Genomic DNA, 14,098 nt, shown 5'->3' on the forward strand with positions numbered 1-14,098 from the left:
GACCTCTTAAGGTGGTTATTGCGTCGGGGCTCACCTCTTCCCATTCCGAACAGAGAAGTTAAGCCCGATTGCGCAGATGGTACTGCAGTAATGTGGGAGAGTATGTCGCCGCCTTTTTTTTGAAAGTCCTTTACGAAAGTAAAGGACTTTTTTGTTTATAGATGCGGCGTGTCCCTTCGGTCGATCCGCCGCCTTTTTTTAGAAAGTCCTCATCATTTATTTGATGGGGATTTTTTGTTTTAGATTATAGGCGAACTGAAGTTCGCGTACCTGACTGCCACTGGCAGTCCTCCTTTTAATTTCAAATCTGAAGCCCACCGGGCTTCCTCCTCTATATATCATAGGTTTTTTGTTTTACAGTAGGGTTGCCTTTCGACATCCAGATAGTTATCGGGACAGGGTGACAAAGGATAAACGATTATTATAAGTTATTTTCCAAAGCTTATTTTCTCAATAATATCAGAATATTGTTTTGTTTGGTCATTGAACTTACGCAGGTAAAAGGCATCACAATTAAATTCGAAATTAATTTCAGTATTGCTGAATAGCTCATACGCTATTCTGATTTTTTCAGGATCTAATTTACGAGCAATGCTCATGTGGCTATTTGTATTACTGACTTTAAAACCCAAATGTTCATGTAAATCAATAATTAATTTATCAAGATATAGTTGTGAAGGTTTGTCAGGTCCAATGAAAAACGTATGAGGATTAACAAAGTGATTCCATGTATTTAAAGTAACATTTTGAGGAACGATTGTCTTGCAGAATTCTCTGACTTGGTCAATATAAAGAGTAAGTAACATTTCATTATCAAATTGTATTACAGTTATGTGTGCTTTAGAATTTACACTACCAAACCAACCAATATGACTTTTAAGCAATTGTTTATAGGATTTGACTAGTTCTATCTGTTCAGGTGAAGGAAAGATAACCAGTGAGAAAAGCGGAATTTGTTTCATGATTGTGCGAATTGCGTGAGGGATGGGAGAGGTTACCGCGTAACCCGGACAGCCCGACCCGAAGGGGCACGCCCCAATTATATAGTTTTTAAATCATATTGACAATCGTTTTGGATTGGACATTGTGAGCATTTTGGATTAGTTGGCCGACAAGTCTCTCTTCCTAAAAACGATATCGCCATGCCGATTTCTCCCCAAACGACTTTTGGTAACGCTTCCATTAGCTGTTTTTCGACTTTATTCCCGTCTTTGGCTTCTTGAATAACGCCAATTCTCGGAGCAACACGAATCACATGTAAATCAGCAATAATTCCTTCAGCTGGTACTTTCATTTCACGCATAATGACATTGGCAGATTTTCTACCGATACCTTTTAAAGCAATTAATTCGGGTAAGGAAGTTGGAATGTTGCTGTCTTTTTTTAAGGTTTGGGCAATCTCTATAAGCCAACTTGCTTTGGTGTTAAAGTTGCGTACTTTAGTTACAAACGGAATCAACGTGTCCATTGAAGCCGTTGATAATGCTTGTAAATTAGGATATTCCTTAAATAATGCCGGTGCTACTTTATTGATATTAGCGTCAGAATCCTGGGCAGACAAAATCACCATAACCATCAGTTGGTATAGATTTTCATAGTCTAAAGGATGCTTTTTGTTTTTGTATAAATCGATGATAGGCTGTAATTTTTGAGCCCAATCGGTGGTTTCAAATAAACTCATAATTTAAGGTTTTAAAAATTCTTTGATACGATTAATGACTATTTCATTACCTAATATTTTTCGATGACCTAAATGTTCTGTAATCATTAGCTCACTATCTTCAAGGTGTTTGTTGATATTGTAAGCAGCTTTTACATTTACATCGTGGTCATTTTGGTCGTGAATTACTAGTGTGGGAATTTTAACCTCTTGGGCAGAAAAATGAGCAGAATACTTTTCCATAGACTCACCAAATTTCTTTTCAAAATATTGCTTCATCATTCCGGCAATTTTGGGTTGTAGTTTTAAATTCGATACAAAATCGTCTAAAATATCTTGAATGATATCGCCACTTCCAATAAGTACTGCTTTTTTAACTTTTAGATTTTGTTTGATAGCATTCAAAATTGACATACCGCCAAGCGAATGACCAATCGCAAATTCAAACGGACCATATTGCTTTTCAATTTCCAATATCGAAGCTATAAATTCGGTCATAATAGTTGTTTTGCCTTCAGATTTACCATGTGCCGGGGCATCAAAACTAATGGTTTGGTAACCTAATTTTACTAATTCATCCGCAATTTTGACCAATTGTGTGCCTCTTCCGGACCAACCATGAACCAATAAAACTTTTTTTTCTCTTTTGCCATATTCATAAATCATTATCTCTTTTTTGAGACTGGGAACCAATAATTTGCTTTGGCGACTATTTTGCTCCATTTGAAGTTCTCTCTTGGGAATTTTGTATTTTATGGGTGTCGTAAACAATTTAGCGGCGAACAGTGTAGCCCATTTTGGAGAAATTGTCTCTAATAATTTAGCCGTAAGTAGAATTGGCTTAGGAATTTGCAATGATTGGTTGCTAATTGGGGATTTTTTTGTCATTTCAATAAATTTTGTAACTAACCAAAAGTTGAAATAATTTTTTTTAAATTTCAACATCATAAATATAAGTCAAAATGCAAAATCAAACCCGAATAATTATTGAAAATGTCACGCCTCAATTAGACGGAGGCGCTTTTTATATCAAGCGAATTGTAGGACAAACGGTTGTCGTAAAAGCCAATGTTTTTGCCGATGGTCATGACGTAATCGCCTGTTGCGTAAAATACAAACACGAAAAAGATAAAAAATGGCAAGAGGTTAGATTGAGTGCTTTAGGCAATGACGAATGGACAGCAAAATTTACTGTAGAAAAACAAGGTCATTACACTTATTTTGTGGAAGGTTGGGTAGATTATGCTCTCAATTGGCAACACGGCACCGAAAGAAAAATTCAAGACAACCAACATGTAAAATCAGAATTATTAGAAGGTGCCGAATATTGTCAAGCGATTTTAAAAGAAGTTGATAAGGATGAAAAAGCTTATTTAACTTCAGCTATCAAAGCTTTTCAAGACGAAAAACAATACGACAAAGCTACTGAAATAGCCTTATCCAAAGAATTACACCACATCTTTGAAAAATATCCAACCAGAACTTTAGCCAATACTTCTGCCGAATTAAAAATTTATGTCGACAGAAAAAAAGCATTGTTCAGTACATGGTATGAATTTTTCCCACGTTCAGCTTCCCAAGAAAAAGGCAAACACGGAACCTTTAAAGACTGTGAAAAGCTCTTGCCAAGAGTTGCTGCTATGGGATTTGATACTTTGTATTTTCCGCCAATTCATCCGATTGGGGAAGTCAACAGAAAAGGAAAAAACAACGCCACCAATGCCCAACCCGGAGATGTAGGTTCTCCTTGGGGAATTGGTTCCAAACACGGCGGACACAAATCAACGCATCCTGAATTAGGAACGATTGACGAATTCAAATCCTTAGTCAAAGCGGCCAAAGATTTAGGAATCGAAGTCGCTATGGATTATGCCCTGCAAGCTGCACCTGATCATCCTTATGTAAAAGATTTTCCGCAGTGGTTCAAATGGCGTCCTGACGGAACCGTACAATATGCCGAAAATCCACCCAAAAAATACCAAGACATTCAACCGATTTATTTTGAAAGTGGTGATTGGAATAACCTTTGGAAAGAATTATTAGATGTGGCTTTGTTCTGGGTAGAAGAATGCGATATTAAAGTATTCAGAGTCGATAATCCACACACGAAACCGTTTTATTTTTGGGGTTGGTTAATCGCCGAAATCAAGAAAAAACACCCCGATGTCCTATTTTTAGCTGAAGCATTTACAGCACCAAAAGTCATGCACGAGTTGGCCAAACAAGGTTTCTCTCAATCGTATACGTATTTCACTTGGCGCAACACCAAAGCCGAACTAATCGAATACGTAGAAGAACTGACCAAAACCAGCCAAGCCGATTTTTACCGACCAAACTTCTGGCCAAATACACCCGATATTTTGCCTTACGCTTTACAAAGTGGCAACGAAAGTATCTATCTTCACAAGTATTTCTTAGCGGCAACCTTGAGTTCCAGTGTCGGAATTTACGGTCCGGCCTATGAATACATGATTTCTGAAGCGATGCCGGGCAAAGAAGAATATTTCAATTCGGAGAAGTACGAAGTTTACCATTGGGATTGGACCGTGCAAAATAAGTTGATAACACTGATTTCAAGACTAAACCGAATCCGACACGAACAACCGTCATTACAACAAACGAACAACATACAGTTCTGTAATACTGATAACGACCAAGTGTTGGCTTACTATAAATACGACGATTCAAGATTAGATGAAACATTGATGATTTGCAGTCTTGATCCTTATTATGCCAAACAAACTTGGATTCAATTGCCTTTACAAGCGCTGGGAATTCAACCCGGACAAACCATTAAAGTGGTCGATTTAATTACCGGAAACAGCTACTATTGGGATAAAGAATGGAACTTCGTAGAATTACATCCGGCATTGCCATTTCATTTATTTAAAATTATCAAGTAATGGATACTAAAATTAATGAAGATGAATTTATCAATCCGTACGTTTTTAAAACGGATTGGAAAACGGCCTTTGAAGACGAAGAATTCATAAAAGTATTTTCGTCGGATATTTTGGAAAACTATATCATCAACAAACGATGGTATGGCGGAAAAGCCAGCACGCTAAAGTATATCGAAGTCGTTGATTGGTTCAAAATCACGTCGAAGAAGAATACGTATTACGGTGTTTTGCTGGAAGTCAATTTCAAAGAAGCCTTTTATCAACATTATTTTATGCCGATTTCCTTCATGTCGGAAGACGAATTGGACACCAATACCATCATCGCTCCGGTAAAAATGGGCGGACAAGAAGGATTTCTCGTTGATGCCTTACACCAAGAAGATTTCCGAAAGTTATTGTTTGATAAGATAGTAGCGTCCGCAGGAAAAGACGAAAAAGTCAAATTCCACAAAGGTGAAAAACTCGAAGATACAGCATACAAATCGTCCAAATTCATGGGCGTGGAGCAAAGCAATACTTCTATTATTTACAACGGTACTTTGGTGCTAAAAATCTTTAGACGAATCTACATCAGCATGAATCCCGATTATGAAATCAGTCGATTCTTGACTGAAACGATGGATTTTCAACATTCTCCGGCATACACCGGAAGCATCAGCGTAGTGTTATCCGAAGGCAATATCACACTCGGATTAATGCAAGAATTGGTGCCGAACCAAGGCGATGCGTGGCAGTTTATGTTAGAGGAAGTCGATAGAATTTTTGACAACCTCAAACACAAAAAAATCAAAATTGCCAAACTTCCGGATATCGAATTGTTCAAAAGATTGAAGATTCACGAAGTGCCTCACGAGATCATCGATTGGGCAGGGCTGAGCATTTTTTTACGAATTCACACTTTGGCAACACGCACTGCCGAAATGCACATCGCGCTCGGTGGCGACATCCGCGATACGGCTTTTACACCAACGACATACAACGGCGATTACACCGTTTGGCTCAAAAATCGGTTGACTTATCAGTTCCAAAACCGATTGAATATTTTAGAAAATAATTTGCACAAACTCGACGGTTTGGCACTCGAACTCGCCAATCAATTCCTCGACAACAAAAAAGAAATCAGAAAATTGTTCCTCGATTTCGACTGGACGAAAATGAAATCCGAACGCATCCGAATCCACGGCGATTACCATCTCGGACAAGTGTTGGTCAACGGTGACGATTTCTATTTGCTCGATTTTGAAGGCGAACCAGAAAGCACAATCCGCGACCGAAAAGTAAAACAACCGCCGCTGAAAGATGTCGCCGGTATGTTCCGCTCGTTCCATTACTCGATTTACGCGACGCTTTTCAATAACAAAGACAAATATCCGTACGAACAAAAAGAGCTGTTCCAAGCAGGAGAAATCCTGTTCAAATATTTCGTAGGCGTGTTTCTGCAAACCTACACCGAAGTCGCCCAAGGAGGCAATCTAAATATCGGTTACCGAAAAGAAATCGACTTCCTACTCAAATATTGCATCCTCGAAAAAGCGGTTTACGAACTCGGTTACGAACTCAACTCCAGACCGCGTTGGGCAGTAATTCCATTAACCGGAATCGCCAGTATTATGGAATTTGAAGCGAAAGTGTAGGGCTGTTTCAGGAAAGGTAATTCCCGCTTTCTGTGCTACGCGGTAGCACTGCCAATCGGGGCTAGATAGGATTTGAATTGATTAGAAATAGAAGTAATTATAAGCACAATCTGTCATCCCGAGAAGTTTATGCTGAGCGCAGACGAAGTACAGTCGAGGGAACACAAACTTGGCAAGAGAACGACAATGAAAACTCTTTTGCTTTAATTATAGAATGAAAATTCGCGAATTCGCGGTAAAAATAAACCACAAAACAAATGAACCAAGTACAAGTACATTCGCTTTTTACCGATTTTGACATCGATTTATTCAAAGCCGGAAAACATTTCAGACTCTATGAAAAACTCGGCGCTCATCTCACCGAAGTGAATGGCGTAAAAGGCGTTTACTTTGCCGTTTGGGCACCATCGGCACGTTCGGTTTCCGTTGTGGGCGATTTCAATTATTGGATACAAGGCGAACACCAACTTAACGTGCGTTGGGACGCTTCAGGCATCTGGGAAGGTTTCATTCCCGGTGTTGATAAAGGAACGACTTACAAATACAAAATACAATCCAACAACAACGGCATCATCACCGAAAAAGCCGATCCGTTTGCACTTTACTGTGAACATCCGCCACAAACTGCCTCAGTCATTTGGGACTTAGACTACAAGTGGAAAGACAAAAAATGGATGGACACGCGAAAGGACAAAAACGGTTTAGACAAACCTTATTCAGTTTACGAAGTCCACTTAGGTTCGTGGCGCAGAAACAGCGAAGGTAAGTTCCTGACGTATCTCGAAATGGCAGACCAATTGGTGGCTTACGTCAAAGAAACCGGTTTCACCCACGTAGAATTCATGCCGGTGATGGAATATCCGTATGATCCTTCTTGGGGTTATCAATTGGTTGGGTATTTTGCACCAACTTCCCGTTTCGGAAAGCCACAGGATTTTATGGTTTTGGTGGATAAATTGCACCAAGCAGGCATCGGAGTAATTTTAGATTGGGTGCCATCTCATTTCCCTGATGACGCGCACGGACTAGGATTCTTTGACGGTTCCAATTTATATGAACATCCGGACAGAAGAAAAGGCTATCATCCCGATTGGAAAAGTTTGGTCTTTAATTATGGTCGAAATGAAGTGCGTTCGTTCCTAATCAGCAACGCGATTTTCTGGTTGCAACAGTATCACATTGACGGTTTACGAGTAGATGCTGTAGCGTCGATGTTATACTTAGATTATTCCAGAGAAGAAGGTGAATGGGAACCGAATATTTACGGCGGAAGAGAAAACTTAGATACCATTAGTTTCCTAAAAGATTTCAATGAAGCAGTTTATTCCACTTTCCCGGATGTGCAAACCATAGCCGAAGAAAGTACCAGTTTTCCAATGGTGTCGCGACCAACTTTCATCGGTGGTTTAGGCTTCGGCATGAAATGGATGATGGGCTGGATGCATGACACTTTGCAATATTTCAAAAAAGAACCAATATACCGCCGTTTCCACCAAAACGATTTGACTTTCTCCATGACGTACGCTTTTACCGAAAATTTCATGTTACCATTGTCGCATGATGAAGTGGTTTATGGCAAACATTCTATTTTAGGTAGAATGCCGGGCGATGAGTGGCAAAAATTTGCGAATCTTCGTTTGTTGTACGGCTATATGTTTACACATCCGGGCGGAAAATTATTGTTTCAAGGAGCCGAATTCGGGCAAAGCAGCGAATGGAACTTCGAAGGCAGTTTAGATTGGCATTTGCTACAATATGGCTATCACGCCGGTGTCAAAAAATGCATCACCGATTTGAATGCGCTATACAAAAACAATCCGGCGATGTACGAAAAGCAATTCCACGTAGACGGTTTTGAATGGATCAATTATTCCGACAGTGAAAATGCAGTATTGAGTTACATCCGTAAAGGACTAAATCCAAAAGATGATTTGATTATCGTGGCCAATTTTACTCCTGTAGTAAGAAGCAATTACAGAATCGGCTTGCCAAGCAAAGGAAAGCTGACTCAGATTTTCAACTCAGACAGTACAGAATACAACGGAAGCGGCGTCGTAATGACCAAACCTATTAAAATCGATAAAGAATCATGGAATTATCGTGATTATTCAGCCGAATTGGTATTGCCACCATTAGGCATTACCGTTTATAAAATTTCGTAGCCAATTATTTATTAGCCACGAATTACACCCATTTTCACAAATTGATTCGTGAGAATTCGTGTAATTTGTGGTTATCCTTTTTTATCACTATTCGCAAACGTTGTAGTTAAAAACTACTTTGCTTATATGTGAAATTATAGTTGTCATCTTTGTAAATTTGGCACAAGACACAAATACAATACTATGATTACCAACCAAGAACTTGAATTTAAAGGCGATCAGTTTCCTTCCAAAATAGTTTCTTTCGAACAAGATGTTGACAGTATTTATTTTAATACTGACAATAATGTCATTCTAAAAATAACAATACTTCGCGATAGTTTAATTCGCTTTCGATATACGACCAAAGGCTACTTCAGCAACGACTTTTCTTATGCTATTGACAAAACGCAATCACATGGTTATAACCAATTGGAAGTTATAGAAGAACAACAATTTTATCTCATTAAAACCAGCAAAGTTTTTTGCAAAATCAATAAGAAAGATTTAAAAATATCCATTCACGATATTGACGGGTTTACCATTCTTGAGGATGAAATCGGTTTCCATTGGGAAGAATGTTATGAACACGGTGGGAATATTGTCAAAATGAGTAAAGTCTCTAAAGACGGTGAAAGTTTTTACGGTTTGGGCGACAAGCCTACGCATTTGAATCTGAAAGGCAAACGTGTAGAAAATTGGGCAACCGATCAATATGCTTTCCATAAAGACCAAGAACCATTATACAAAGTAGTGCCGTTTTACATAGGCTTACACCACAATAAAGCGTACGGAATCTTCTTTGACAATACGTTCAGAACCTTTTTTGATTTTTGTCACGAACGCAGAAATGTAACCAGTTTTTGGGCAGAAGGCGGAGAAATGAATTACTATTTCTTCTATGGCCCAAAAATGAGCGATGTGGTCATCAATTATACCCATTTGACCGGAAAACCTGAATTGCCGCCCATGTGGACGTTGGGTTACCACCAATGCAAATGGAGTTATTATCCCGAAAGTAAGGTAAAAGAAATCACCGGTAAATTCAGAGAACTCAAAATTCCGTGTGATGCGATTTATCTCGACATCGACTATATGGAAGGTTTCCGCTGTTTTACTTGGAGCAAAGAATATTTTCCTGAACCCAAAAGAATGGTTGCCGAATTAGCCAAAGATGGTTTCAAAACAGTTGTTATCATCGATCCGGGAATCAAAATCGATAAAGATTATTGGGTTTACCAAGAAGCTTTGAAAAATGATTATTTCTGTAAAAGAGCTGATGGTCCGTTTATGAAAGGAAAAGTGTGGCCGGGCGAATGTAATTTCCCTGATTATACCAATCCCGAAGTACGCGAATGGTGGGCCGGATTGTTCAAAGAACTGATTTCAGAAATTGGTGTAAAAGGCGTTTGGAACGATATGAATGAACCTGCTGTAATGGATGTTCCCGGAAAAACTTTCCCGAATGACGTTCGTCACGATTACGATGGAAATCCTTGTAGTCACCGAAAAGCACACAACGTTTACGGAACCCAAATGGCACGTGCTACTTATGAAGGTGTAAAACGTTTTTCTTATCCAAAAAGGCCATTTATCATAACGCGTTCGGCTTATTCCGGCGCGCAGCGTTACACTTCATCTTGGACAGGCGATAACGTGGCCAGTTGGGAACATTTATGGATTGCCAATATCCAAATGCAACGCATGTCTATATCAGGAATGGGCTTCACCGGTTCGGATATCGGAGGATTTGCAGAGCAACCTTCGGGCGAATTGTATGCACGTTGGATTCAATTAGGCGTATTCCATCCTTTCTGCAGAACGCACTCTTCTGGCGATCATGGCGAACAAGAACCTTGGTCATTTGGCGAAGAAGTGATTGATATCACACGAAAATTCGTTGAATTGCGTTATCAGTTATTGCCTTATTTGTACACTATGTTTTGGCAATATGTCAACGAAGGAACACCAATGTTAAAACCACTAGTGTATTTCGATCAAGACGATTTCCACACGCATTACAGAACCGATGAATTTATTTTTGGAAACCAAATTTTGGTTTGCCCAATATTGGAACCCAATGCTCAAGGTCGCAGAATGTATTTGCCAAAAGGGCACTGGTACAATTTCTGGACAAATGAATTGGTAGAAGGCAAGAAAGAACTTTGGATTAAAACCAGTTTTGACGAAATTCCGATTTTCATCAAGGAAGGCGCTATAATTCCGAAATATCCGGTGCAACAATACGTAGGCGAATTGCAATTTGACGAACTGACTTTGGATGCTTATTACAAAGTTGGCAAAGAAAAATCAACAGTTTATGAAGATGCACAAGATGGTTATGATTATAACAAAGGCCGTTTTTCTTTACGCACATTTACTTTAAACGGTAAAGAGAAAGAGTTGATTATTCAGCAACATACTGAAGGAACATTTGAAACGCAATATTCGAGATTCAAGATTAATTTAAAAGGATTGCCATTTAAAGTGAAGAGAATCGAATTGGATAATGAAAAAATAACGTTGGATCAAGTACAATTAAATGGAGATAATTCTTTAATTATTGGTAAAGATTTTACCGAAATTCACTTGTTTGGCGCTTAAATTATGTAAATTTATTATCTAAATTATGTAATAATTTGGACTGTAGATTATGTAAATTTGTTATTCAAATAATATAAACATGAAAAAAGGAATTTTATTTTTTGCTTCGCTACTGATTTTAGTGGTAGCATCTTGTTCTACAAATCCAGTTACCGGAAAAAGAACCTTGGCATTGGTGCCTAACTCTGAAATTTTCGCCTCTTCTTTTAGTCAGTATGGTGAGTTTTTAAAAACCAATAAAGTAATCACCGGAACAACTGATGCCAAAAGAGTGGAAAATGTTGGGATGAAAATAAGGGCTGCAGCCGAAAAGTTATTGAAATCGAAAGGCACCGCAGATCAGTTGGAAGGCTATGCATGGGAATACAAATTAGTGGACAGCAAAGAAGTAAATGCTTGGTGTATGCCTGGCGGGAAAATTGTTTTCTATTCCGGAATTCTTCCTATCTGTAAAGATGATGCCGGAATGGCTACAGTAATGGGACACGAAGTTGCTCACGCATTGGCCAATCATGGTCAACAACGTATGAGTGCCGGATTGGCACAACAGTTAGGCGCTGGAGTAACACAAGCAGTTGTTGGTGGTAAAAGTGCCGAAACACAAGCATTGGTAATGCAAGCTTATGGCGTTGGTACTAGTGTTGGAGGAATGTTGCCGTTTAGCAGAAGTCACGAAACCGAGGCTGATGAAATTGGACTTACTCTAATGGCAATAGCAGGTTACAATCCAAGTGAATCAGTTGCTTTTTGGGAAAGAATGTCTGCGAATTCAGGTGGTGGAGCCCCAGCTGAAATTTTAAGTACGCACCCTTCAGATGCTACTAGAATAGCCAACCTAAAGAAATTAATCCCTAAAGCTAAAGCAGAAGCAGCTAAGTTTGGCGTAACGTTTAAATAATTTACCGGATACCAAAAAAAAGCTATATTTGAATTCCGTCTTGTTCTTTAAACGAGGCGGGATTTTTTATTCTTAAATAGTTTTTATGGCAACACTTCCTAAAGGTCATCCAAAATTACTCAACGCTTGGGCTTTTTATGACTGGGCGAATTCGGTTTATCCGTTGGTTATTTCCTCCGCAATTTTTCCTTTGTATTTTGGATTTTTATTTCCTAAGAACAATCCAAACATCTTGTTTTTAGGGATAGATTTCAAGAGTACAGCGCTTATAAGTTTTGTGACTGCCTTTGCTTTTTTAACGGTTGCATTTTTGTCGCCTTTGCTTTCAGGGATAGCGGATTTTGCCGGAAACAAGAAACGGTTTATGCAGTTCTTCTGTTATTTGGGAGCACTTTCTTGTATTGGTATGAATTGGTTTACCAAAGACAATATTGTTTTTGGAATAGTTTGTTTTTACTTCGGATTGGTAGGTTTTTGGGGAAGTTTGGTCTTCTACAATTCCTATTTACCCGATATTGCTTTCAAAGAACAACAAGATAGATTAAGTGCCAAAGGCTATTCTATGGGTTATGCAGGAAGCGTAATCTTACTGCTTGTTAATCTTTATTTCATATTGGGAAAAGAAGGAGAAGAAGCTATGAGTGCTATGAGGTTATCATTTGCTATGACCGGTATTTGGTGGATAGTTTTTAGTCAGTATGCTTTCCGATTTTTACCCAAAGGCAATCCCAATGCTGAAAAAATAACCAAAGATGTACTTTTCAACGGTTTTAGAGAATTAAAAAAAGTAAAAAATCAGGTACTTGAAAATGAATGGCTCAAAAAATACTTGTTTGCTTTTTTTGTGTTTAGTATGGCGGTGCAAACAGTCATGTTGGTTGCCACATATTTTGGCGAGCAAGAAATCAACTGGAAGACTGACAGTGAAAAAACCACCGGATTGATTATTAGCATTTTGTTGATTCAATTAGTAGCCGTTGCCGGAGCGATATTAACCTCTCGCGCTTCAGCCAAATTCGGGAATATAAAGACTTTAATAGTGGTTAATTCCATTTGGGCCATTATTTGTATTGCGGCCTATTTTGTGACTGAACCTATTGAATTTTACATAACGGCAGGATTTGTGGGCATGGTTATGGGCGGAATACAAGCTTTAGCTCGTTCTACTTATTCTAAATTTTTACCGGAAACAGATGATACAACCTCTTTCTTTAGTTTTTATGATGTTTCTGAAAAAATCGGAATTGTTATTGGGATGCTGATTTATGGTTTGATTGACCAAATTACCGGAAGTATGCGAAACGCTATAGTGTTTTTAACCCTATTTTTCATCATAGGATTGTTATTATTGTTGAGAATACCAAAAAAAGACTTGTAGTAAATCCAAAAAAAATTATATTTGAACAAAATTTATAAAAAGTCATGAAAAACATAAAATTTTTAATCGGATTATTTTTAGTTGTTAGTGTTTTTACCTTCACTTCTTGTGAAAATGAGCCGATTGACAGCGCCATTGATTTAGGAAATCCAACAAATCCGGGCGGTGGTGGAAATCCAGGCGGAGGCGGTGGTGGAGTTTCAACCGGTGATTATTGGCCAACAGCTTTAAATAACCAATGGGTTTTCAAACAAGACGGTGTTGTTCAACCACCGATGAAAATGATTTCCATCAATAGTATTGGTTCGTTTACATATTATACTTTTGATCAATTATTTGGGACTTCATCAGGAGGAACTTCAGCAGGCGTTGTAGCTCGATTGAGAAAAAATTCAGGAGATTATTATATTAAAATTGAAAACTTCACTTTTGATACAGGTCTCGGAATTACAGGGACTTTAACCGGATACGAAATGTTGATTTTAAAAGATTATTTAAATGTCAATCAAACATGGTCAGGTAGTTTTTCACAAACAGCTACTTTTACCGGATTACCTTCAACAACTCAAGTTACAAATTACAGTGGTGTTATACTTGAAAAAGATGCGACCGTAACTGTAAACGGTACTAATTATACCAACGTAATCAAGATGAAAATCACCCAAAATGTTACTGTAATGGGAACGCCAGCCAATAATGTAGTTACAGAGTATTGGTTTGCCAAAAACATTGGGCCAATTAAATCGGTTACGGTGTCAACTGACGATACCGGAACAGAGACTATAAATAACGAGTTACAGTCTTACATTGTAAACTAACCAAATCCGCCAAATTGGCGGATTTTTTTTTTCGGCATAATCCTTGTCTTATCACAGCGCTT

General features: G+C 38.4%; 10 protein-coding genes and 1 rRNA gene. 8 read left to right on the plus strand and 3 right to left on the minus strand.

The features are described 5' to 3' along the window. The first annotated feature begins 7 nt into the window (after positions 1–7). A 5S ribosomal RNA gene (gene rrf, locus ACK4R1_RS08760) occupies positions 8–117 on the plus strand. A gap of 311 nt (positions 118–428) precedes the next feature. Here rrf and ACK4R1_RS08765 read toward each other — a convergent pair. The 3 genes from ACK4R1_RS08765 to ACK4R1_RS08775 all read right to left on the minus strand — a co-directional run bounded on the left by ACK4R1_RS08765 (position 429) and on the right by ACK4R1_RS08775 (position 2,548). After that, positions 429–962, minus strand: coding sequence for a 2'-5' RNA ligase family protein (locus tag ACK4R1_RS08765; RefSeq protein WP_409685983.1), 534 nt, complete (start codon positions 960–962; stop codon positions 429–431). Positions 963–1,039: 77 nt separating this feature from the next. Then, the gene (nth, locus tag ACK4R1_RS08770; RefSeq protein WP_409685985.1) at positions 1,040–1,681 is read right to left on the minus strand and encodes an endonuclease III domain-containing protein; all 642 of its coding nucleotides are present in this window, start codon (positions 1,679–1,681) and stop codon (positions 1,040–1,042) included. A 3-nt stretch (positions 1,682–1,684) separates the two neighbouring features. Next, on the minus strand, positions 1,685–2,548 hold the full coding sequence (locus ACK4R1_RS08775; RefSeq protein ID WP_409685987.1) for an alpha/beta fold hydrolase: 864 nt from the start codon (positions 2,546–2,548) through the stop codon (positions 1,685–1,687). Between the two features lie 74 nt (positions 2,549–2,622). Here ACK4R1_RS08775 and ACK4R1_RS08780 point away from each other — a divergent pair, with 74 nt between their 5' ends. From ACK4R1_RS08780 to ACK4R1_RS08810, 7 genes are all read left to right on the plus strand, one after another. After that, positions 2,623–4,563, plus strand: a complete 1,941-nt coding sequence (locus ACK4R1_RS08780; protein ID WP_409685989.1) for an alpha-1,4-glucan--maltose-1-phosphate maltosyltransferase — start codon at positions 2,623–2,625, stop codon at positions 4,561–4,563. Further along, entirely contained in the window at positions 4,563–6,197 is a 1,635-nt protein-coding gene (locus ACK4R1_RS08785; RefSeq protein WP_409685991.1) for a maltokinase N-terminal cap-like domain-containing protein, read from the plus strand. The genes ACK4R1_RS08780 and ACK4R1_RS08785 overlap by 1 nt, the downstream gene beginning before the upstream one ends. A 257-nt stretch (positions 6,198–6,454) precedes the next feature. Then, the gene (gene glgB, locus ACK4R1_RS08790) at positions 6,455–8,359 is read left to right on the plus strand and encodes a 1,4-alpha-glucan branching protein GlgB (RefSeq protein WP_409685993.1); all 1,905 of its coding nucleotides are present in this window, start codon (positions 6,455–6,457) and stop codon (positions 8,357–8,359) included. Positions 8,360–8,542: 183 nt separating this feature from the next. Then, entirely contained in the window at positions 8,543–10,942 is a 2,400-nt protein-coding gene (locus tag ACK4R1_RS08795) for a glycoside hydrolase family 31 protein (RefSeq protein WP_409685995.1), read from the plus strand. 79 nt (positions 10,943–11,021) lie between these two features. Beyond that, on the plus strand, positions 11,022–11,840 hold the full coding sequence (locus ACK4R1_RS08800; RefSeq protein WP_409685996.1) for a M48 family metallopeptidase: 819 nt from the start codon (positions 11,022–11,024) through the stop codon (positions 11,838–11,840). Positions 11,841–11,925: 85 nt separating this feature from the next. Continuing rightward, a complete protein-coding gene (locus tag ACK4R1_RS08805) occupies positions 11,926–13,218 on the plus strand; it encodes an MFS transporter (protein WP_409685998.1) in 1,293 nt (430 codons plus the stop codon). A 44-nt stretch (positions 13,219–13,262) separates the two neighbouring features. Next, entirely contained in the window at positions 13,263–14,036 is a 774-nt protein-coding gene (locus tag ACK4R1_RS08810) for a hypothetical protein (protein ID WP_409686000.1), read from the plus strand. The last annotated feature ends 62 nt before the right edge of the window (positions 14,037–14,098 follow it).

Origin of the sequence: Flavobacterium sp., from assembly GCF_046293665.1 — a bacterium.
In the GTDB taxonomy this organism is placed as follows: domain Bacteria; phylum Bacteroidota; class Bacteroidia; order Flavobacteriales; family Flavobacteriaceae; genus Flavobacterium.

What these genes read in the sequence shown, in the direction of transcription:
- ACK4R1_RS08805 (WP_409685998.1), top strand. Translation starts at nt 11,926, where the DNA reads ATGGCAACACTTCCTAAAGGTCATCCAAAATTACTCAACGCTTGGGCT.
- ACK4R1_RS08800 (WP_409685996.1), top strand. Translation starts at nt 11,022, where the DNA reads ATGAAAAAAGGAATTTTATTTTTTGCTTCGCTACTGATTTTAGTGGTA.
- ACK4R1_RS08765 (WP_409685983.1), bottom strand. Translation starts at nt 962, where the DNA reads ATGAAACAAATTCCGCTTTTCTCACTGGTTATCTTTCCTTCACCTGAA.
- glgB (WP_409685993.1), top strand. Translation starts at nt 6,455, where the DNA reads ATGAACCAAGTACAAGTACATTCGCTTTTTACCGATTTTGACATCGAT.
- nth (WP_409685985.1), bottom strand. Translation starts at nt 1,681, where the DNA reads ATGAGTTTATTTGAAACCACCGATTGGGCTCAAAAATTACAGCCTATC.
- ACK4R1_RS08810 (WP_409686000.1), top strand. Translation starts at nt 13,263, where the DNA reads ATGAAAAACATAAAATTTTTAATCGGATTATTTTTAGTTGTTAGTGTT.
- ACK4R1_RS08795 (WP_409685995.1), top strand. Translation starts at nt 8,543, where the DNA reads ATGATTACCAACCAAGAACTTGAATTTAAAGGCGATCAGTTTCCTTCC.
- ACK4R1_RS08775 (WP_409685987.1), bottom strand. Translation starts at nt 2,548, where the DNA reads ATGACAAAAAAATCCCCAATTAGCAACCAATCATTGCAAATTCCTAAG.
- ACK4R1_RS08785 (WP_409685991.1), top strand. Translation starts at nt 4,563, where the DNA reads ATGGATACTAAAATTAATGAAGATGAATTTATCAATCCGTACGTTTTT.
- ACK4R1_RS08780 (WP_409685989.1), top strand. Translation starts at nt 2,623, where the DNA reads ATGCAAAATCAAACCCGAATAATTATTGAAAATGTCACGCCTCAATTA.